The following is a 19,696-nucleotide window of genomic DNA, read 5'->3' on the forward strand; positions in this document are numbered from 1 at the left end:
CTACGCCTCCATCGTCTTAATGCGCGTCGTGCGCGGCAGGCAGGCAATTGCGTCGGACGTGGCGAGGATGATGTCGACACCCCGCGGAAAGCGCTGATTGTTCTGCTTCCATTGCTCGACGAAATGACGCGGCATTTGCGCCGGCGCGATCGTCGCCGTCTTCTCGATGCCCGGGCCTTCGAGCAGCAGCGGAGCGCCGGAGACGAGATCGCCGACCTCAAGGATCAGCGTCGTCGAACGATCGGGATAATCCTGGGTGCCTTGCGAAAACCCGTCGAGCGCCATCATCTCGGCCGGCGTGGCAATCAGCGCGAAATGCGCGTCGGCCGGGGTGTTGGCCAGCGGCGCGCCGGTATGGAAGCCAAGCCAGGATTTCACCGCCGCCGACCCCTGCAAAGCCGGGTCGAGCCAGAGCGGCGTGTCGTTGTCGCACAGCGCCAGAGCAATGGCGCCGGCGATGGCCGACAGCGGCGCCGGGGGGTGGGCGAGGGCCGGCAGCGGCTGCACGCTGCCCGGCCGCGCCATCGCGTCCATGACGGCGCGGAATACGGTCTGCGCGTTGAATACCGGATCGGCGAAGCCGCCCTCAATGGATTGAGTGGCGATGTCCATCAGTCTTCCCCGCGTACCATGGTGAAGAAATCGACCTTGGTCGCCGCCGTCTCTGCGCGGCGCTGGTCACGCGCCTTGGCCAGTGCGGCTTGCAAGGGCGCGACGATCCTGGTCTCGACCTCGTTGCGGTGGGCCGGATCCTGCCAGAGCGCGTCGGCGATTGCCGCCAGCTTTGCCTTCTGCTTGTCGCGACCAAGCGCGTAGCAGTGGCCGACATGGCCGGACGCAAGCCGCACCGTGGCGCGGGTGACCGTCGCCTCGCCGACATTGAACGGCGCGCCGCCACCGCCAATGCGGCCGCGCACGGTCACCAGGCCGGCTTCGGGGCCACGTAGAAGTTCTGCTTCGCAAGGCAGGCCGGCTTCGTCCCAGAGGCGGACAATGTCGTCGCCGGCCGATTGCGCCAGCGTCGCCATTACGGCCTTGCGCTCGGCCTGCTCTCGCGCTTCCTGTCCTCGCATGGCCGGTGCTCCTCGTTCGCGTGCATTTGTCTATTGATATAGACAACTATACAAATTATATCTATTATCTAGCGCGTGTCTATGACGTGTACGTGACACGGGCCAAAAGGTCGGCGCAAAGATTGGGGCGGGAAATGATCGGGCAAGCCAACAGCATCGAGCGGCGCAGCGGTGTCGCGCTATGGCGGCAGATCGCCGACCAGATCCTGCACTCGATCGCCGTCGGCGATTTTCCCGAGAATGCCGCGCTGCCGCCGGAGGTGGCACTTGCCGAACGCTATGGCGTCAACCGCCATACGGTGCGCAGCGCTATCGCAGCGCTGGTGCAGGAGGGTGTGCTCAAGGCGGAGCAAGGGCGTGGCACCTTCGTGCTGTCGCGAAAGCGGCTGTCCTATCCGATCGGCGCCCGCACCCGCTTTTCCGAGGGATTGCAAGGACAGGCGTCAGAGCGGCATATCACCTTGCTCGCGTCGTCGGTGGAGCCGGCCAACCGTCGTGTCGCAGAGGGCTTAGGCCTTGCGAAGGGGGCTGATGTGATACGCCTGGAAACGCGCGGCGAAGCCGATGGAATGCCGGTGTCCCGCGCTGCCGGCTGGTTCGATGCCAGGCGCTTTGCCGGCATCGATGCCGCTATGGCAGAAACCGGTTCGATCACGGCATCGCTGGCACGTTTCGGCATCGACGACTATCTCCGGCAATCGACCGTGCTGTCGGCGCGCCATGCCGATGCCGCCGACCTTGCCGACCTCGACCTGCAGCCCGGCGCCATCGTGCTGGTGACGGTCGCCGTCAACGTCACGCCCGACGGTCAGCCGATCCAGTTTTCGGAGTCGCGCTTCCCGGCCGAGCGGATCGAACTCAAACTGTCGGCGCTTTGAGACGCGGCTATCGTTGTATCATCCGACCTGGATGACCGCCTTGATCAGCCCGGATTTCTCATGTGCCCAGCGGGCGAGGTCGCGCGGCGTCTCGCCAAGCATGGTGCGGTGGGTGACTAGCTTTGCCAGCGGCACCGCACCGTTGCGGATTGAAGCGGCGACATGGTCGAAATCGGCGCGCAGAGCGTTGCGGCTGCCGATCAGCATCATCTCGCGCTTGTGGAATTCGGGATCGGAAAAGGCGATGTCGTCCTTGACGACGCTGACCAGCACCAGCGTGCCGCCATGCGCGACATGGGCGAAGGCCGACTGCACCGACTGGGTGTTGCCGGTGGCGTCGAAGACCGCGTCAAAACCATCGCCGTCGGTCGCCTGCCGCACCAGATCAGCGGCGGCGCCCTGCGAGCCGTTGAGGGTCGCGAAGCCGAGTTCGCTTTCGGCGAAACCCAGCCTCTCGGCACTCATGTCGAGCAGCGTCACGTCGAGCCCGGCGATGCGGGCGAACAGCGCCGTGCCGAGCCCGATCGGGCCGGCGCCGATGACCAGGGTACGCGCGCCCGATTGAGCCAGCGAGCGCCGCACCGCATGCGCCCCGATCGCCAGGAATTCGACGGCGGCCGCATCGGCCAGCGACAGGCCGTTTGCCGGATAAAGATTTTGCGCCGGCACCAGGATCTGCTCGCACATGGCGCCGTCGCGATGGACGCCGAGCACCTCGATCCTGACGCAGCAATTCGGCTTGCCTTGCCGGCAGGCGATGCATTTGCCGCAGGCGAGATAGGGATTGACGATCACCGCTTCGCCTATTGCCAGATCGACGCCTTGGCCGGTCTCCAGCACGGTCCCCGAGACTTCATGGCCCATGATGCGGGGATAGGCGAGGAACGGGTGCTTGCCTTCAAAAATGTGATAATCGGTGCCGCAGATGCCGACATGACTGACCGCGACCAGCGCCCAGCCCGAGGGCGGCGCGCCAGGCGCCGGGCGATCTTCGAGCACAAGTTCGCCGGGCGAGCGGCAGACGACGGCTTTCATGCTTCAATCCAGTCGGTTCATGGCACCGCCGGCTCTGCTGTTGCGAGGCCGGCGGCTGTTAGGGGCGATCTATTTGCCGCGGCGGCGCAGCCCGTCGAAATAGACGATGACGATGATCAGCACGCCGGTGATGATGCGCTGCCAGAAGGCGTTGACGTTGAGCAGATTGGCGCCGTTGTTGATGGTGGCAAGGATGAAGGCGCCGAGCAGCGGCCCGTGCACGGAGCCGACAGCGCCGAACAGCGACGTGCCGCCGATCACCGAAGAAGCGATCGCCTGCAATTCCCAGCCCTCGGCCTGCGTCGGATTGCCGATGCCGATGCGCGACGCGAGCAGCACGCCGACGAAGGCCGCACACAGCCCCGACAATGTATAGGCCATGTAGATTGTGCGCTGGACGTTGACGCCCGACAGACGCGATGCCTCGGCGTTGGAGCCGACCGAGAACAGGTAGCGGCCCCAGCGGCTGTGGTGCAGGAAGATGTAGGCCGGAATGCCGACCAGGATCACCATCCAGAACAGATTGGGGACGCCGACGAAGGAACTGCGCGAGAACGTCTGGAAGGCGTCGTTGTTGATCGAGATCGAGTTGCCGTTGGTCATCAACAGGCCGATGCCACGCAGCGAGGTCAGCGTCGCCAGGGTGATGATGAAGGGTGGCAAGCCCATCTTGACGATGCCGAAGCCATGGAACATGCCAATGGCGACGCCGACCAGCAAGGTAATCAGGATGGCTAGGAAAACCGGTGTGCCGGCGTTGATCAGCATCGCGACGATGACGGTGGCGAAGCCGACAACGGCGCCGACGGAAAGGTCGATGCCGCCGGTGATGATGACGAAGGTCTGGCCGACCGCCAGGATGGCGATCATCGACCCTTGCCGCAACAGGTTCGAGATGTTGTTGGCCGAGGCGAAGCTCGGCGTCGCCACCGACAAGATGATCCACAAAAGAACCAGCAGTGCCAGCAGTGTCAGCCCGAACAGGGCGTTGTAGTTGCGTTTCGGCCTTTCGGCAGCGATCGCCTCGGTGCTCATATCCGTCCTCCCGGTCTTTCTTGTTTCTCGGCCAGCGCCTGGGTGAGGATCTCCTCGTGGTCAGCGGTACGAAACCCATGAGTGGCCACCAGCTTGCCGCGCCGGAACACATGCAGCGTGTCGGCGAGCTCATAGACCTCGGGCAGGTAGGACGAGATCAGGATGATGCCGGCGCCCTTGGATAGCAGCGCGCCAAACAGGCGGTAGATCTCGGCCTTGGTGCCGACATCGACGCCGACGGTCGGCTCGTCGAAGATGAACAGCTTGGCGCCGTGCGCGAGCCATTTGCCGATGACGATCTTCTGCTGATTGCCGCCGGACAGGCTGGAGGCCAGCGCACTTCGCGTCGGCGTCTTGATGCGCAGGTCGGCGATCTGGCGATCGGCCTGGGCTTTTTCCTGCGCGCGGGAGATCAGCAGATTGCTTGAGATGCGCTTGTAGATCGGCAGATTGAGGTTGAGCCCGACCGGCAGGTTGAGGCAGAGGCCCTGGTCGCGGCGGCTTTCCGGGGCCAGCGCCATGCCGAGCCTGATCGCGTCATGTTCTGAATTGACCTTGACCTCCTTGCCCTCCCAGAGGATCTGGCCGGCCGCCTTGCGGTGGCGGCCATAGAGCGTGGTGACGAACTCGCTGCGGCCGGCGCCGATCAGCCCGTAGAGGCCGACGATCTCGCCGGCGCGGACGGACATCGAGACATTTTCGAAACCCTTGCCGGACAGGTTCCTGGTTTCTACAAGCATCGCGCCCGGGGTGAAATGCTCCTTGTGGTAGACCTGCTCGATCGAGCGGTTGATCATCATCTTGACCAGCTCGGCGTCATTGGTCTCGGCGATATTCCTGGTGCCGACCAGCGTGCCGTCGCGCAGCACCGAGACGCGGTCGGCGAGCTCGAACACTTCTTCCATGCGATGGCTGATGTAGATGATGGTGACGCCTTCGCCCTTCAGCCGGCGGATCAGCGTGAACAGCTGGTCGGCCTCCTTGCGGGTGAGGTAGGCGGTCGGTTCGTCGAAGATCAGGAATTTGGTGCCGCGCACGGTGGCGCGGGCGGCGGCGATCAACTGCTGCTGACCGATGGTCAGGTCACCCAGCTTGACATGCGCCGGCAGGTCGAAGCCGAGATCGTCGATGATCTTCTGCGCCTGCCTGACCATCGCCCGCTGCAGCAGGATACCGAAACGGGAATCCTCCTCGCCGAGGAACATGTTGGCGGCGACGGTGAGATGGCGGCACAGGACGACTTCCTGATGCACGGCATTGATGCCGAGCGCCATCGCCTCATGCGGCGTCGCCAATGCGGCAGGCTTGCCCTCCCAGATGACGTCGCCGGAGGTGCGCGGCATGACGCCGGTCAGAAGCTTGATCAGGGTGGATTTGCCGGCGCCGTTCTCGCCGACGATGGCGTGGATCTCGCCGGCCTTGAAGGCGAGGTCGACCGGCTTCAGCGCGTGAGTGCCGGGATAGCGCTTTTCCAGCCCGCGGAGTTCGAGGATGGTCCTGCCCGGTTCAAGCGTTGGGGCCGGATGGAGTTCCTGCGCCGTCGACATCATGACAATCCTCCCAGATTGGCCCCCAAAGATTGGCCTCGCGATTGGCACGAGTGGGATGTTTCCGGGGCGAAAAGGCCCCGGAAACAGTTCACAGTGGCGATGCTCAGTCGAGCTTCGGGTTGAGCAGCGCGTCGATCTTCGGATCCTTCATGTTGGCCTTGGTGACCAGGTTGGCGCCGGTGTCGACATTGGCTTCGACCTTCTCGCCCTTCGAGGCGGCAAGCGCCGTCTTGATGCCGTCATAGCCCATCCGGTACGGATCCTGGACGACGAGCGCCGAAATGACGCCGTCATTAAGGAACTTGATCAGCTTCTCGTCGCTGTCGAAGCCGACCAGCCCGACCTTGCCTGCGAGGCTGTTCTCGGCGATCGCCTGACCGACGCCCTGCGCCATGATCAGGTTGGAGGCGAAGATGCCCTTGAGGTTGGGGTTGGCGGTGATCAGGTCGGTGGCGATGTTGAGGCCGGTGGTGGCCTGGCCGTCGGCGTATTTGTCGGCGACCAGCTTGAGGCCGGGATATTTGGCGGCGAGCTGTTCTTTGAAGCCCTGGGCGCGCTGTTCGAGCGAGCCGGCGCCCGGAAGCGCGGTGATCAGGGCGACGTCGCCCTCGACCTTGCCGCCATTGGCTTCGCCGATGGCTGCGGCAAGGCCGTCAGCGGCGACGCGGCCGCCCTGAATGTTGTCGGTGGTCAGGAACGAGGTGAAGGCCTTGGAGTCGGCGCCGGAGTCGATACCGATGATCTTGACCTTGGTGGCGGCCTCATCAATCGGCTTGCCGAGCGCCTTGGCTTCGGTCGGCGCGATGACGACGGCCGCCGGGTTGCCGGCGACGGCATTTTCGAGGATCGAGATCTGGCCGTTGACGTCGGTCTCGGCCTGGGCGCCGAGCTCCGGCACGTTGACGCCCAGGTCCTTGCCGGCCTTGCGGGCGCCGGCCAGGACGATCTGCCAGTAGAAGGACGTGGTGTCCTTGACGATGATCGGAATGGTCACGTCGGCCGCGGATGCCGGGGCCGAATGCATCACGCCGGCAAGCATCGAGGCGGCTGTGAGTGCCACGAAGGCGCGGCGATTGAGAATGCTGGTCACGAATTTCATTAGGAGTCCTCCCTAAGTCGCCCGGTGAATGTTATGGAAGCTCCATTCGGATGGCGCGGCCCAAACGGAACTTTATCAATAAAAAACATTTATCGCATTTTGATAGTGCATCAACTCAGTCGGCGCAAGCGCTGTTTGATGCCTGCTTCGAATGGCTGGGCGGAAGGGTTCTTTCTGTCGGAACTCCGCTGCCAATCTCCTCCAATATGTCGCATGGAATATTAATTCCATCGCTCAGTCAATATGGAATGTTCATTCTTTTTTCGGGAATGTACGAACTGTGACACCTGGCGATCACGTCAGGTGTTCGCGACTGTCGCGAGCGGTCCGGCTTAGAGCGTCGCACCGAGGTGCCACGGCACGAACTCGTTGTCGCCGTAGCCGAATTCCTCGCTCTTGGTCTTGCGGCCCGAAGCTGTCTCGACGATCAGTTCGAAGATCTCGCGGCCCATGCCGGCAATGGTCTTTTCGCCCGAGGCGATGACGCCGCAATTCACGTCCATGTCCTCTTCCATGGTGTGGTACATGGTCGAGTTGCTGGCGACCTTGATCGACGGCGTCGGCCGGCAGCCGAAGCAGGAGCCGCGGCCGGTGGTGAAGACGATGACGTTGGCGCCACCCGCCACCTGACCGGTGGCCGAGACCGGGTCGTAGCCGGGCGTGTCCATGAACACCAGCCCGTGCCCGGTGACCTTTTCGGCATAGCCGAAGACGCCGTTGAGCGGCGTCTGGCCGCCCTTGGCGACCGCGCCGAGCGACTTTTCCAGGATGGTGGTCAGGCCGCCGCGCTTGTTGCCCGGCGAGGGATTGTTGTCGATGGATGCGCCATGCTTGGCGACATGGTCTTCCCACCATTTCACGTAGCCGTCGAGCTTGGCGGCGATCTCGGGAGTTGCGGCGCGATAGGCAAGCAGGTGCTCGGCGCCGTAGATCTCCGTCGTTTCGGAGAGGATGCCGACGCCGCCGACGCCGGCCAAAATGTCGACGGCCGCACCCAGCGCCGGGTTGGCAGTGATGCCGGACATGCCGTCGGAGCCGCCGCATTGCAGGCCGACGACGATCTCGCTGACCGGGATCGGCTCACGCTGAAGCTTGCCGACCTCTTCGGCGATCTCGGCCAGCACGACCAGCGCCTTCTCGACCGATTTGCGCGAGCCGCCGGCTTCCTGGATGTTGAAATGACGTTTTCCCGCGGCAACGCCCTTCTGGCCATAGAGGGTGAGCTGGTTGACCTCGCAGCCGAGCCCGACCATCAGCACGCCGCCGAAATTCGGATGACGGGCGTAGCCGGCCAGCGTACGGTGCAGCACCATCATGCCGTCGCCGGTGGCGCTCATGCCGCAGCCCTGGCCGTGGACGATCGGGACGAAGCCGTCGATGCCGGGATATTGCGGCAGAAGCGTGCGGTTCGCCGCGTCAGCGATGGCGTGGCAGACGGTGGCCGAGCAATTGACGCTGGCGAGAATGCCGACGAAATTGCGCGTGCCGGCGCGGCCGTCGGCGCGGCGGTAGCCCATGAAGGTGCGGGCGCGGTCGGCCTCGGTCGCGTGCACGGCCTCGCTCGGCGGCACCACCGGCAAACGCCCGCTTTCGAAGACCAGATTGTGCGAATGGACATGCTCGCCGGGCGCGATATCCTGCGTGGCACGGCCGATTGCCTGGGCGTATTTGACCACGGCTTCGCCGGCGGCAATCGGCTTGATCGCCACCTTGTGGCCCGGCTCGATCAGCGCGGCGGCGGCGGCGCCGCCCGGCAGTACGGTGCCGATCTCGATGCGGCCATTGGCGACCGCGACATTGTCGGCGGGAGACAGAAGAATGCTGTTTGCGGCGTTCACGGGAGCTTCCTGGGTATGTTCCTGGGTGCGCGAGCGGATTGACACGCGGCTCTTAACATATAATGTCTTTTATCGTGAAAAAACATTTTTGCGTCAATTGTTTTTTCGCCAGAGCGCGACGCGTCTTTTGGATGCGCGACGTAGGCTCTACAACCAAAACTAGCGTTGCGCATGATGTTTTCCGAAGCGATTCCGATTTCATGCGCGAGAAAAGCTTCACGCCGGCCGCAAACGCCGGCGCGCCACGGGGCAGGGGATGTCGAAGAGCAACAACGTATACAAGGACGCCTATAATCGCGGTCTTAGGCTGCTCGACGAAACCAGGAGCCTGCCTTCGGAGCCGGAGCTGGGCACGCTGCTCGGCGTCAGCCGCACGACCGTCCGCACCATCCTTGCCCGCATGGAAGAGACCGGGCTGATCGATTGGAACAAGCGCAGCAAGACGGTTCTGCGCGAGCCGCGGCCGGACGATTTTTTTCCCGAGGAAGAGACCGACACGCTGGCCGAGATCATCGAACGCTCCTTCATGCGGCGGCTGCTTGCCGGTGGCGCCGAGGCCGGCATGCAGATCAACGAACTCGAACTGGCGCGCGAGATCGGCGTCGGCACCACCAGCGTGCGCGAATTCCTGATCCGCTTCTCGCGCTTCGGCCTGATCGAGAAGCGCCGCAACAGTCATTGGGTGCTGAAAGGCTTTACCCGCGCCTTCGCGGTGGAGCTGACCGAAATCCGCGAGATGTTCGAACTGCGCTCGGCCGCCGCCTTTGCCGCTCTGCCCGAGGACAGCCCGGTCTGGGCCGACCTCGACAGCCTGGAAGACGAGCATCGCCTGCTGGCTCGCGAGATCGCCGTGCGCTTCAACGCGTTCTCCGAGCTCGACGAGCGCTTTCACCGGCTGATCCACCGGGCGTCGCACAACCGCTTCATCGTCGATTTCTACGACGTCATCGCCATGATCTTCCACTACCACTACCAGTGGAACAAGGCGCAGGAGCGCGAGCGCAACGAAGTTGCGGTCCAGGAGCATCTCGCCTATATCGCCGCGCTCAAATCGCGCGATCTCGTCAAGGTCGACGCCGCCTGCCGCAAGCACCTGAAATCGGCCCGCCACACGCTGCTGACGTCGATCCCGGAGGGCAGGCAGCCGCTGCGCGCGTGATTGTGTTGCGTTGCCGCAGCAACGTTTTGGCGATTTTCCGGCCGCCGGCTCCGTGCTAGAGAGCTGACGTTGCTGCGTGAAGAGGCTGGTTCTTGACCATACGCCGGAGACGATGGAGCATGCCGGTCGCGTTCGCCGCGGCCTGGCTTTTCGTGCTCCAGTCGATGTTCGGCGCGTTTGCTTCCGGCATCGAGCCGAACGCCTCGCAATTCGATGCTTTCGGCAACACGATCTGCACCCATGACGGTGCGGCGCAACTCCCGGCAGGGGATCCGCATCAGCAGCACATGCCGGCTTGCTGCATGCTTGGCTGCAACCTCGTTTCGGCGGTCTACGCGCCGCCCGATGCCACCGGGAGCCTGTCTCGCAGCCCTTCCGTCGAAACTATCGCCTTTTTCCTGCCGGCCTTCCGGCATCGCGATTTCGCCCGCGCCCGCACTCCGTCCAATCCGCGCGCACCACCGGCGACGGCCTGATCCGTTCTGGTTTGCGCCGCGCACACCCTTGGCCGGCGCGTTTATCGACATCGTTCGCGACCGGCATCGGCGCGATCTCTTAAAATCCACGGAGCAATCATGTCTCACTCTTTTCGCGCTGCCGCATCCAGCCGCAGGCGCTTCTCACTGGGTAGTTTCGAGCAGCGTCTCGGCGTCGCCCTTTGCGTTCTTGCCCTCCTGTTCGCCAACGCCCAGACGGTGTTGGCACATGAGTTCAAGCTTGGCGGTCTCGAGATCGGGCACCCCTGGTCGCGCGCCACGCCAGCCGGCGCCAAGGTAGCCGGCGGCTACTTCACCATCACCAACACCGGCAGTGCGCCGGATCGCCTGCTGTCGATCACCTCCGACATTTCGGCCAAGGCCGAACTGCACGAGATGGGCGTCAGCAATGGCGTCATGACCATGCGGCCGGTCACCGGCGGCCTCGAAATCCCGGCCGGCGGCAAGGTCGCGCTGGCGCCTAAGGGCTATCATTTGATGTTCATGGATTTGAAGCGGCGGCCCAAGGAGGGCGAAATGTTCTCCGCCACGCTGACCTTCGAGAAAGCCGGGCCCGTGCAGATTGAATTCGCCGTGCAAGGCATCGGCAGTGCGGCACCCCAGGACGACGACTGACTTGGCCGCTTCGAGAGGTACCATCATGAAGAAATCTCTTTTGCCCGGCTGCGTGCTTCTTGTTCTCGGGACCAGCGCGGCCTTCGCCCACATCACGCTCGAAACGCCGGAGGCGGCGGTCGGCTCGACCTACAAGGCGGTTCTTCGGGTGCCGCATGGCTGCGAGGGCAAGGCAACGACCGCCTTGCGCGTGCAGATCCCGGAAGGGGTGCTCTCGGTCAAACCGATGCCGAAGCCGGGCTGGACGCTGCAGGTCAAGAACGGCAAATACGAGAAGTCCTACCAGCTCTACGGCCAGGCAGTGACCAGCGGCGTCAAGGAGGTCGACTGGAGCGCCGGCAGCCTGCCGGACGAATTCTACGACGAATTCGTCTTTCGCACGACACTGGCGTCCGACCTGCCGGCAGGCCAGACGCTGCATTTCCCGGTGGTGCAGGAATGTGACGGCGTCGCCGATCGCTGGATTGAAATTCCGGCGGTCGGGCAGGCTGAGGACGCGCTGGAATTTCCGGCGCCCGGCCTCAAGCTGCTGCCGAAGAAGTGAGCTCCAGCGGCGCGCTTTGGCGGATGAGCGCGCCGCTGCTCTTGGCGGTGAGATGAGCGCGGCATCCTTCCTGCGGCGAGCTTGCATGGCCGGCAACCATTCTGGCCGGCTTGTGGCTGGCCTGCTCGCCGCCATCGTGCTGCTCGCCGTAATTGCCATGCCTGATCCGGCCTTCGCCCATGCGGCGCTGATCAAGGCCGAGCCGGCTGACGGTGCGGTGCTGGCGCAGAGCCCGCCGCAGATGTCGCTGACCTTCAGCGAGCCGGTTTCGCCGCTGGTGCTGACGCTGGTGCGGCCCGACGGCACGGCGGTCCCGCTGAGCTCCTTCCGGCTCAGCGGCCAGACCGTCGAGATCGACAATCCGCAGGCGCTGACATCCGGCACGCATGTGCTGAGCTGGCGGGTAATCTCCGCCGACGGCCATCCGGTCGGCGGCTCGGTGCTGTTCTCGGTCGGCGCACCGAGTGCTGCGCCGGCCGCCTCCGAAGCCGTCGACCGGGGGCTTCGAACGGCGATCTGGATCGGCAAGGTTTTTCTATATATCGGCCTGTTTTTCGGCGTCGGCGGTGCCTTTGCGCTGGCCTGGCTGGCGCAAGGCGGTCGATCCGGCCAGCGCCTGATCGTCGCGGCAATCCTGTGCGGGCTGGCCGCCGCACCCCTGTCGCTCGGCATGCAGGGGCTGGATGCGCTTGGCGCGCCGCTTGCCCGGCTGGCGCAGCCGGTCATCTGGCAGACAGGGCTCGGCACCAGCTTCGGCTGGACGGTGCTGATCGCGCTGATGGCGCTCGGCCTCAGCCTATTATCGCTGGTCGTGCCGCCCGCCGACGCAAAGCCGCTCGCCTTGGCCGGACTGGTTGGCGTCGGCGCAGCACTTGCCGCCAGCGGGCATGCCAGCGCCGCCGAGCCGCAATGGCTGACCCGGCCGATGGTGTTTCTGCACGCCACTGGTATCGCCGTCTGGGCCGGCGCGCTGGCGCCGCTTGGTCTTGCCTTGAAACGGCAGCCGGCCAAAGCCGGGCCATTGCTGCGTCGGTTTTCGCGAGCGATCCTGTTCGTCGTGGCCGTGCTTGCGGCAGCCGGCATCGTGCTCGCCGTCATCCAGGTGCAAACGCCGTCGGCGCTGGTCCACACCGCTTATGGCCGGCTGCTGCTGCTCAAGCTGGTGCTGCTTGTCTTTCTGTTCACGCTCGCTGCCGTCAACCGCTTCAAGCTTACGGTCCCCGCCGAGGCGGGAAAGACGGAAGTCCAGAGGCGACTGGCCCGCTCGATCGGCATCGAGGTGCTGATCGTGGTCGCGATCTTCGGCGTTGCCGCCGGCTGGCGCTTCACGCCGCCGCCGCGCGCGCTGGCGATCGCCGCGGCACAGCCCGCGTCGGTGCATATCCACACGCAGCAAGCGATGGCCGACCTCAGCATTGCGCCCGGCCACGCCGGGCCTGTTGCCGCTTCGATTTTCATCATGACCGGCGATTTCGGCCCGCTCGACGCCAAGCAGGTGACCCTGGTGCTGTCAAAGCCCGATTCCGGCATCGAACCCATCAAGCGGCCGGCAACAAGGCTTGGCGACGGTACCTGGCGCGTCGACGATCTCGTCATTCCGGTCGCCGGCCGGTGGACGGCGCGGCTCGATATCCTGGTTTCCGATTTCGAGATGGTGAAGATCGAAGCGCCGATCGATATCCGGCCATGAAGACGGCGCTGGTCTGCGCAACACAATTCGGCGAGACGGTTGACGCGGCCGTGAAGGCCCGTCAATCATCGTCATCAAGAATGGGCATCCAACCCAATCGCGGGCTCAAACCAACAAGATCCGAAAGCAGGGAAGAAACGATGGAAAAAGCCGAAATCGGCCTGATCGGCCTTGGCACGATGGGCTCCAACCTGGCGCTCAATATCGCCGAGAAGGGGCACCGCATCGCCGTCTTCAACCGCACCGCGGCGCGCACCGATGCCTTTGTCGAAAATGCCGGCGCGCTCAGGGATAGGGTGGTGCCCTGCTATAGCCTCGAGGAACTGGCCGCCGCGATCCGGCCGCCGCGGCCGATCATCATCATGGTGCTGGCCGGCAAGCCGGTCGACGAGCAGATCACGGCATTGCGCGGCGTGCTGTCGGCCAACGACATCGTCATCGACGCCGGTAATGCCAATTTCCGCGATACGATGCGGCGATTCTCGGAGCTTACCGATTCGGGCCTGACCTTCATCGGCATGGGCGTGTCCGGCGGCGAGGAGGGCGCACGCCACGGTCCCTCGATCATGGTCGGCGGCACCGAAGAGTCCTGGAGGCGCGTTGAAAGAGTGCTGACCGCAATCTCGGCCAAGTTCAAGGGCGAGCCTTGCGCGGCGTGGCTTGGCACTGACGGGGCCGGCCATTTCGTCAAGACCATCCACAACGGCATCGAATATGCCGATATGCAGATGATCGCCGAGATCTACGGCATCTTGCGTGACGGGCTAGGCATGGGGCCGAAAGAGATCGCTGAGGTGTTTTCCCAGTGGAACACGGGCCGGCTCAACTCGTACCTGATCGAGATCACCGCCAAGGTGCTGGCCGCCGACGACCCCAAGACCGGCAAATCGGTGGTCGACATCATTCTCGACCGCGCCGGCCAGAAAGGCACCGGCAAATGGTCGGTGATCGAGGCGCAGCAGCTCGGCATCCCGGCCACCGCAATCGAAGCGGCGGTGGCGGCCCGCGTGCTGTCGTCGATCAAGGACGAGCGGCTTGCCGCCGAAAAGGTTTATGGCGGCGGCGTGAGCAAGATTTCCGGAGACAGGGACGCGCTGCTCGGCGATCTCGAGCTGGCGCTGTTTGCCGGCAAGATCGCCGCCTACGCGCAAGGCTTCGCGGTGATGAGCGGCGCGTCGAAGGAATTCAACTGGAACCTGCCGATGCCGGTCATCGCCAAGATCTGGCGGGCCGGCTGCATCATCCGCTCGCAATTGCTGGATACAATGGCGGAGGCCTTCGGCGCCGGCGGCGCAGCCACCAACCTGTTGATGGCGCCGGCTTTCGTTTCATTGATGCAGGAGGCACATCCGTCGCTTCGCCGTGTCGTGGCAAGGGCAGCCGAAGCCGGCTCGCCGGTGCCGGCCCTGTCATCGGCACTTGCCTATTTCGACAGTTACCGGCAGGGCCGCGGCACTTCGAACCTGATCCAGGCGCAGCGCGATTTCTTCGGCGCGCACGGCTTCGAGCGCATCGATGGGCAGGGTGCTTTCCATGGCCCGTGGGAAAGCGGGGCGGCGGGTTAGCGCTCCAAAGTTGGCCGTTGAAGTTATTTTTGCCGATGCCTGAAAGCAGCCGTGCGCGTGGGAATGTTAAGGTCGTAGTCGCGGCGCATCACGGTCATCCTGCTAGCCCTCGTCGATCCTCCTAAGGCAGTGTTCTTTAACCGTCTGAGTATTCTTTATAATATCTGCTGAAATGTAATACTAATATGCCCGCGCGAAGAATCGGCTAGGGTGACGACTTGGGGCGCTGAAGAGCAGCGGAAGGGCGGAGGCAGTGGGCAGTGGCATCTAGGAAGAGAGGAGCACGCGAGCAGTATCTACGACGATCGCTCCCGTCGCAGGTAGCAGCGGTTTTTCGTGGGGGCGAAAGTACTCCGGATATTTTACTCGAGTTTGGTCCGTTAGTGAATCGTCATGCTGATGAAAAGGTAGGTGAAATCAATCCATTTTTGATCAGGTCGTGCTTCCATCTAAACAATAAAGAATATGGCGTCGCTCTGCGATTTTCTTCTTCGCATCTCAAGCAGCTTTGGCAACTGCGGAAGCGGGCATCCGAGTGTGTAGAACTTAACTGGCTACAACTCGTTGTGGCATACGCAACGGTGAACGCAGAGCGTGTCAGGCAATGGATTGACTTCGACCGGCAAGCATCTGCGCTTATCATTAGCGGGGAGCCGACTAAAGTGGCAGAAAAGCTCCTAAGTCTCACTCCGATCGACCAGCAGTCTGCTTACTCAATGCGGCTTTACGCTTCGTTACATGCATACTCGGATGACGTGATAAAAAGCTACTTGAACACCAATCTAACTTCGAACTGGGTGAAAGGCAGATTGCTCTATCCCCTTATTTTCTACGCGATAAACCAGCCAGCGCCGATCGCCCTCACGCAAATGTTAGAGCATCTAATGCCAACTGGAGAGGACAGCAGTTCTGAGCGAGCACTGATACGCTTTTTGCTTTCTCCCCAAGACGACCTGGACGCATCGCTTTCTTACAGATGCTATGTTGGCCTAATGGGCCATCCTTATGACGCGCTGGAGTATGTCACTCAGCACCTAGAATCGCTTTTGGCGCGGAATATGGACGTTGGGGGAGACATCCTGAAGCTTGTTGATCAGCTAGCCGAAGCTTTCCCAGAGCACAGGATCGCAAGGTTGCTGAGGTTGCTTTCGGGGGGACGTTTATCTGTGCTTGAAACTGCTCCGCAGCTTTTTCACCTTGAAGGTGGCGCAGTATCGGAAGAGATCATCCAGTTGCTCGACGCACGGCGGACGGAGCCGGACATCAAATCTGACTATCCGCTACTCGATGCATTCCGCTCCCTCCGCTGGAACCTCTACCCCGTAGCTGCCGACTACGACGTCATTGGTGTCTATCGCTACCGCTTCGCAATGCTGTCGGCCGGCACATTTGTTAATTGGCTTGCGAGGAGTTTGTTCCTATTCGAGCGCGACTCCTACCAGCTTGAGGCGCTCTGGTTACTTCGTGGCTGCCTAATGTGCGATGGATTGCTACCGCTTCTGATGATGGGGCCACATGGTCCGCCGGCGATCGAATCCTGGTCAAACTCAATAGCGCCTGGGGCGTCCACAGTAAGGCCTTTCGTAGAGGCGACTTTCGGCGCCGGAAAGCAGCGGACAGATCGGCTATGGATATCAGTATCTAACTGGTCAATCGCACACTTGCAGCGTCAAGGGAAGTTGCAAGAGTGGGCGGCAGAAGCACGGCATACCTTCCCAGTATGGCTTGAGCCCCGCTACCTTTCTGGTCTGGATTGGCGTTGGCTCACCAACGTCGTCGATCAGGTCGGCATTATGCCATTTCGCGGGGAGCCGAGCGGCATCTACGTGCTCTTCCTCCGGTTGTTGGAGGAGCGTCTACACGAGTATACGGCACTCCGTTTAGCGCTTGAGCCGCGAGTGGTTCGCGGTGAGCCTGAGAAGTTGTTCGAGTGGTTCACCAAAGAGTTCGGTCGAGATGGGCTGGCGATGGTCAGAACCATCCTCATCCCTGAAACAATTCTCAAACTTCGCTTGGCGGACAACTACACCGCCGCATTGACAGCGAGGCTATCTCTTCTTGAAGCTGGCGTAAAACGCTTCAATTTTATAGAAGGTGTACTTTCAGAGGATGATCTAAATCGTGAGGCCCTCGCGCTGACCGCCTCGCTGTCACGAATGAGCCTTGGAGCGCGTCAGTTCGAACTGCCATGGGATACGCTTCAAACGGACGCGGTGCTGCGTAACCAGGCTACGTATGACGCGTACTCTACGATGCTGTCAGCTGTGGGAGATAGTTCAGCTGTCACCAACGCTAAGAGAGTATCAACCTACCCATTTTCAAACGGTGCAATTGGTGAGTACGAAGGTCGCAATCGAGAATGGCCGCTAATACTAACGATTGCGGGAGTTGTTGACACTTTTCTTAGCCACCCGACTGGTGGCATAGAAGCCATCTTGTCGGTAAGAATCCGCCACGACGCATTCCGACGAGAGCTGGTGAACGCAATCCAAGAAGTTCAGACGGCACCAATAATAGGAGTTCGTCGCAGCACGAAAACTCAGTTCGTGGATGCAGCTACAGCAGCGCTCTCGCGAGAAATAAATGGGTGGCTGGATGCGCGGATGCACACTCTAAGAAAGAGCAAGGAAGCAGCGCTCTTCGATTTTGTGCCCACGCGGGCGGAGATGGCGGAACTTGTGGCAGCGTCAATGTCAGCGACGACCCTTGAGGGAGTTGTGCGTCTCGTCTTGGATTGGGTTAAGCCGCGGCTAGACGTCCAGCTTGAGAGGGCGCGAGTGGCGCTGATCACTGATCTAGCCGCCCGACTGAAGGCTAAATTGCACCAGACCAAGGCACTAGTTGCACAAAACGCTGATCGCCAGGCGGACGTCGACAAGATTGCGGCGAATGCGACGGCAGTTGTGGAGCGACGACTGATGTCGCTTATTGAGTGGTTTCGCATCCCTGAAGCCGCAAGAGATCAAACTCTGACGTTGCGGGAGATCTACCTCGCCGTTCAGGCGCGTTTTCTAACGACAGGAAAGCTCACCAATATCGTGTTTGGCCCATTGCCGCCGGCATACGTCGGCAAAATTCTGCAGCCAGCGCATATTCGGCAGATGTACGATCTCCTGAGTGAGATCGTGCAAAACGCGATAAAGCACGGCGGCCGTGACCGAATTCGGATTCGGTTTCGGCAGGCAAAAAAGACAACCAGTCGGTGCTGATTGCAAGTAACGGGTGTCCTAAGGGTGACCCCGAGCAAACTGAAATAACCGGTCATCCCTACCAAACTCTGCACGACAGTTTGTTCGGTGAAGGGAACACCGGATGTAAAAAAATTGCGTATCTGACAGCCTCAATTATGCGACGCCCCCTGGCAACGAAAGTGCAGAGACGACGGAGGTCATTTCACGTAGTAATCCCATTGGATTCCGCATGAGCTCACCGATCAGAAGAGTTCTCGTTGCCGAGGACGTCGATGGAAAATTTGCCGATCTATCCAAGGTGATTTCGGAAACGATTTCACCCGATGAGTGTGTTAGAGCCAGAAACCTGAATGATGCTGAAGATTTGGTGATGAACGAGGCTTGGGGCCTTTTGATACTAGATTTATCCATGGACATAAGCGCGTCGGGATCAATGGACTTAGGGTCTGGCCATGCGACGCTCGCGGGTATTGATGTCGTTGAGCGGATAGCGTTACTTAAGATGAATCTTCCGGTCGTAATAGTTACTGGATTTGACAGTTTTCAGGACCCGGATAGATTTGACAATGATATTATGTATATTCGGGACGTTGATAGTTTAGTTAGAGGACTACTCGGAAATTGTCATCTAGGGGTAATTAGGTATGGTCGGGATGATTGGCGGGAGGAACTCATCAGTGTCCTATCGGCGTGGGAGAATACATGAAGATTCTTGTTGTTCATGATCGGAGCGAGATTGCGTCTCAAATCCGGGATGTTGTTGTTGGGGTAAGTGCTGCCGCAGCTATCGATATTGTTGAAGATGCCGTCGGTGCGCGCGATAAATTGACTGAAGATTACTTCGATCTTATGATTATTGATCTGACTATCGCAAATGTGTCCGGCCGAGGGGAGGTAAGTTATCAGGCCGTAGAAGGACTTTTGGAGGAGGTTTTTACGCCAAGCCGAATATTCGCGCCCGGGAACATTGTTGGGATTACGAGGGATCCCGATGCCTTGAAGCGGGTATCAACTAAAATCGGCTCCCATCTCATGTCGATTGTCCGTGAGGACGACGAAGGAGGTTGGCAAACCGAGTTGGCCGACAGGATATCGTATGTTCAGCTTAGTCAGCGTGCGCGTTCATCGGCTTGGCTGACAAAGCACGATTATGACCTTTTCATATTATCTGCACTTGATAAGGAGCTTAGGCCGCTCCAGTCGATTTTTGAATTGTCGGAGCAGCGAGGGTTGCCGGGCGTCTTCGACTTTGTGTTCAACGATAGGGAAGGAAGAGTTCGTCGCGCAGCATGCGCTGCGATCGGACGGGCCGGTCAGGCGTCGGCGGCCGCGGAAGCAGAGGGTCTGATCTGCCAGTTGCGTCCGAAGCTCGCAATCATGGTCGGCTTTTGCGGCGGCGTAGAGGGCAAGGTGCAACTTGGAGATATCTTGGTCGCTGAAACGGCGATCGATTGGGACTTTGGAAAGTGGAAGCCCAATGCTTCTGCCGCAAAACTCTATTCGAGACCTGAGCCAATAACTATTCGGGGTTCCACAACCCATCGGATCGCTCGTCGGCTCGTCGACGGTGGGATTGGCAGGATAGACGGGTTGCAAGAGGGCCTATTCAGGCGGAGCGCAAAAGAGATTACTTCCCCCAGTATCAAGCTAACGCCATTCGCCTCTGGCTCTGCTGTGATAGCAGATGCCAACGTATTGGAAACCCTCCGAGGTCTCAACGAAGACATCGGTGGCGTCGATATGGAATCTTATGGCTTTTACTATGCGAGTAGATACTCCAGAGCAGCTAGGGCGGAATTTATGTGTATCAAGTCAGTAGCTGATCACTGCAAGCCAGATAAAGATGACCGCCTACATGAGGCTTGTTGCTACGCTAGTGCCGAATTGGCGCATCACATTGTAACGAGGGAGTGGGATTTCTCGTGAT

At 61.3% G+C, this 19,696-nt stretch carries 18 protein-coding genes; 11 read left to right on the forward strand and 7 right to left on the reverse strand.

The genetic code is table 11. The annotated features are described in order from the left end of the window. Both phnH and phnG read right to left on the reverse strand, forming a co-directional pair. Nucleotides 1–612, reverse strand: coding sequence for a phosphonate C-P lyase system protein PhnH (phnH, locus tag NKH63_RS19950; RefSeq protein ID WP_352592790.1), 612 nt, complete (start codon nt 610–612; stop codon nt 1–3). Beyond that, entirely contained in the window at nt 612–1,073 is a 462-nt protein-coding gene (gene phnG / locus NKH63_RS19955; RefSeq protein ID WP_352918479.1) for a phosphonate C-P lyase system protein PhnG, read from the reverse strand. The genes phnH and phnG overlap by 1 nt, the downstream gene beginning before the upstream one ends. Nucleotides 1,074–1,207: 134 nt before the next feature. Between phnG and phnF the strand changes: the two genes are divergently transcribed. Continuing rightward, the gene (gene phnF / locus NKH63_RS19960; RefSeq protein WP_352918481.1) at nt 1,208–1,951 is read left to right on the forward strand and encodes a phosphonate metabolism transcriptional regulator PhnF; all 744 of its coding nucleotides are present in this window, start codon (nt 1,208–1,210) and stop codon (nt 1,949–1,951) included. Between the two features lie 18 nt (nt 1,952–1,969). Here the strand turns inward: phnF and NKH63_RS19965 are convergent, their stop codons facing one another. The 4 genes from NKH63_RS19965 to NKH63_RS19980 all read right to left on the reverse strand — a co-directional run bounded on the left by NKH63_RS19965 (nt 1,970) and on the right by NKH63_RS19980 (nt 6,670). Beyond that, a complete protein-coding gene (locus NKH63_RS19965; protein WP_352592782.1) occupies nt 1,970–2,986 on the reverse strand; it encodes a zinc-binding alcohol dehydrogenase family protein in 1,017 nt (338 codons plus the stop codon). A 69-nt stretch (nt 2,987–3,055) separates the two neighbouring features. Next, on the reverse strand, nt 3,056–4,021 hold the full coding sequence (locus NKH63_RS19970) for an ABC transporter permease (RefSeq protein WP_352483622.1): 966 nt from the start codon (nt 4,019–4,021) through the stop codon (nt 3,056–3,058). After that, nucleotides 4,018–5,571, reverse strand: a complete 1,554-nt coding sequence (locus NKH63_RS19975; protein ID WP_352918483.1) for a sugar ABC transporter ATP-binding protein — start codon at nt 5,569–5,571, stop codon at nt 4,018–4,020. Before NKH63_RS19975 ends, NKH63_RS19970 begins: the two co-directional genes overlap by 4 nt. A 103-nt stretch (nt 5,572–5,674) precedes the next feature. Beyond that, entirely contained in the window at nt 5,675–6,670 is a 996-nt protein-coding gene (locus tag NKH63_RS19980; protein WP_023721963.1) for an ABC transporter substrate-binding protein, read from the reverse strand. Between the two features lie 50 nt (nt 6,671–6,720). Here NKH63_RS19980 and NKH63_RS19985 point away from each other — a divergent pair, with 50 nt between their 5' ends. Further along, entirely contained in the window at nt 6,721–6,954 is a 234-nt protein-coding gene (locus NKH63_RS19985; protein WP_352918485.1) for a hypothetical protein, read from the forward strand. Nucleotides 6,955–7,002: 48 nt separating this feature from the next. On the opposite strand, the gene NKH63_RS19990 is transcribed toward NKH63_RS19985, so the two are convergent. Next, nucleotides 7,003–8,508, reverse strand: a complete 1,506-nt coding sequence (locus NKH63_RS19990; protein WP_352918487.1) for a UxaA family hydrolase — start codon at nt 8,506–8,508, stop codon at nt 7,003–7,005. Between the two features lie 256 nt (nt 8,509–8,764). On the opposite strand from NKH63_RS19990, the gene NKH63_RS19995 reads away from it, so the two are divergent. The 9 genes from NKH63_RS19995 to NKH63_RS20035 all read left to right on the forward strand — a co-directional run bounded on the left by NKH63_RS19995 (nt 8,765) and on the right by NKH63_RS20035 (nt 19,695). Further along, the gene (locus NKH63_RS19995; RefSeq protein ID WP_352918489.1) at nt 8,765–9,667 is read left to right on the forward strand and encodes a GntR family transcriptional regulator; all 903 of its coding nucleotides are present in this window, start codon (nt 8,765–8,767) and stop codon (nt 9,665–9,667) included. Nucleotides 9,668–9,786: 119 nt separating this feature from the next. Further along, a complete protein-coding gene (locus NKH63_RS20000; RefSeq protein WP_352483618.1) occupies nt 9,787–10,143 on the forward strand; it encodes a DUF2946 family protein in 357 nt (118 codons plus the stop codon). A gap of 99 nt (nt 10,144–10,242) precedes the next feature. Beyond that, entirely contained in the window at nt 10,243–10,779 is a 537-nt protein-coding gene (locus NKH63_RS20005) for a copper chaperone PCu(A)C (RefSeq protein WP_352918491.1), read from the forward strand. A 25-nt stretch (nt 10,780–10,804) separates the two neighbouring features. After that, nucleotides 10,805–11,323: a YcnI family copper-binding membrane protein gene (locus tag NKH63_RS20010; RefSeq protein WP_023721958.1), complete on the forward strand. Its 519-nt coding sequence runs from the start codon at nt 10,805–10,807 to the stop codon at nt 11,321–11,323. A 52-nt stretch (nt 11,324–11,375) separates the two neighbouring features. Continuing rightward, on the forward strand, nt 11,376–13,013 hold the full coding sequence (locus tag NKH63_RS20015; RefSeq protein WP_502896346.1) for a copper resistance CopC/CopD family protein: 1,638 nt from the start codon (nt 11,376–11,378) through the stop codon (nt 13,011–13,013). A 140-nt stretch (nt 13,014–13,153) separates the two neighbouring features. Beyond that, entirely contained in the window at nt 13,154–14,578 is a 1,425-nt protein-coding gene (gene gnd / locus NKH63_RS20020) for an NADP-dependent phosphogluconate dehydrogenase (RefSeq protein WP_352918494.1), read from the forward strand. 383 nt (nt 14,579–14,961) lie between these two features. Beyond that, the gene (locus NKH63_RS20025) at nt 14,962–17,787 is read left to right on the forward strand and encodes a hypothetical protein (protein WP_352918496.1); all 2,826 of its coding nucleotides are present in this window, start codon (nt 14,962–14,964) and stop codon (nt 17,785–17,787) included. A gap of 211 nt (nt 17,788–17,998) precedes the next feature. Beyond that, nucleotides 17,999–18,475 (forward strand): DNA-binding transcriptional response regulator, encoded by a 477-nt coding sequence (locus NKH63_RS20030; protein ID WP_352918498.1) that lies wholly within the window; start codon nt 17,999–18,001, stop codon nt 18,473–18,475. Further along, nucleotides 18,472–19,695 carry a 5'-methylthioadenosine/S-adenosylhomocysteine nucleosidase family protein gene (locus tag NKH63_RS20035; RefSeq protein WP_352918500.1) on the forward strand — a complete coding sequence of 408 codons (1,224 nt, stop codon included), beginning with the start codon at nt 18,472–18,474 and terminating at the stop codon, nt 19,693–19,695. The genes NKH63_RS20030 and NKH63_RS20035 overlap by 4 nt, the downstream gene beginning before the upstream one ends. The last annotated feature ends 1 nt before the right edge of the window (nt 19,696 follow it).

This window comes from Mesorhizobium sp. M0960, from assembly GCF_040319055.1.
Classification (GTDB): Bacteria; Pseudomonadota; Alphaproteobacteria; order Rhizobiales; family Rhizobiaceae; genus Mesorhizobium.

What these genes read in the sequence shown, in the direction of transcription:
- NKH63_RS20000 (WP_352483618.1), top strand. Translation starts at nt 9,787, where the DNA reads ATGCCGGTCGCGTTCGCCGCGGCCTGGCTTTTCGTGCTCCAGTCGATG.
- gnd (WP_352918494.1), top strand. Translation starts at nt 13,154, where the DNA reads ATGGAAAAAGCCGAAATCGGCCTGATCGGCCTTGGCACGATGGGCTCC.
- NKH63_RS19985 (WP_352918485.1), top strand. Translation starts at nt 6,721, where the DNA reads ATGGCGCGGCCCAAACGGAACTTTATCAATAAAAAACATTTATCGCAT.
- NKH63_RS19975 (WP_352918483.1), bottom strand. Translation starts at nt 5,571, where the DNA reads ATGATGTCGACGGCGCAGGAACTCCATCCGGCCCCAACGCTTGAACCG.
- NKH63_RS19995 (WP_352918489.1), top strand. Translation starts at nt 8,765, where the DNA reads ATGTCGAAGAGCAACAACGTATACAAGGACGCCTATAATCGCGGTCTT.
- NKH63_RS19965 (WP_352592782.1), bottom strand. Translation starts at nt 2,986, where the DNA reads ATGAAAGCCGTCGTCTGCCGCTCGCCCGGCGAACTTGTGCTCGAAGAT.
- NKH63_RS20010 (WP_023721958.1), top strand. Translation starts at nt 10,805, where the DNA reads ATGAAGAAATCTCTTTTGCCCGGCTGCGTGCTTCTTGTTCTCGGGACC.
- NKH63_RS19980 (WP_023721963.1), bottom strand. Translation starts at nt 6,670, where the DNA reads ATGAAATTCGTGACCAGCATTCTCAATCGCCGCGCCTTCGTGGCACTC.
- phnG (WP_352918479.1), bottom strand. Translation starts at nt 1,073, where the DNA reads ATGCGAGGACAGGAAGCGCGAGAGCAGGCCGAGCGCAAGGCCGTAATG.
- phnH (WP_352592790.1), bottom strand. Translation starts at nt 612, where the DNA reads ATGGACATCGCCACTCAATCCATTGAGGGCGGCTTCGCCGATCCGGTA.
- NKH63_RS19970 (WP_352483622.1), bottom strand. Translation starts at nt 4,021, where the DNA reads ATGAGCACCGAGGCGATCGCTGCCGAAAGGCCGAAACGCAACTACAAC.
- NKH63_RS20030 (WP_352918498.1), top strand. Translation starts at nt 17,999, where the DNA reads ATGAGCTCACCGATCAGAAGAGTTCTCGTTGCCGAGGACGTCGATGGA.
- NKH63_RS20035 (WP_352918500.1), top strand. Translation starts at nt 18,472, where the DNA reads ATGAAGATTCTTGTTGTTCATGATCGGAGCGAGATTGCGTCTCAAATC.
- NKH63_RS20015 (WP_502896346.1), top strand. Translation starts at nt 11,376, where the DNA reads ATGAGCGCGGCATCCTTCCTGCGGCGAGCTTGCATGGCCGGCAACCAT.
- NKH63_RS20005 (WP_352918491.1), top strand. Translation starts at nt 10,243, where the DNA reads ATGTCTCACTCTTTTCGCGCTGCCGCATCCAGCCGCAGGCGCTTCTCA.
- phnF (WP_352918481.1), top strand. Translation starts at nt 1,208, where the DNA reads ATGATCGGGCAAGCCAACAGCATCGAGCGGCGCAGCGGTGTCGCGCTA.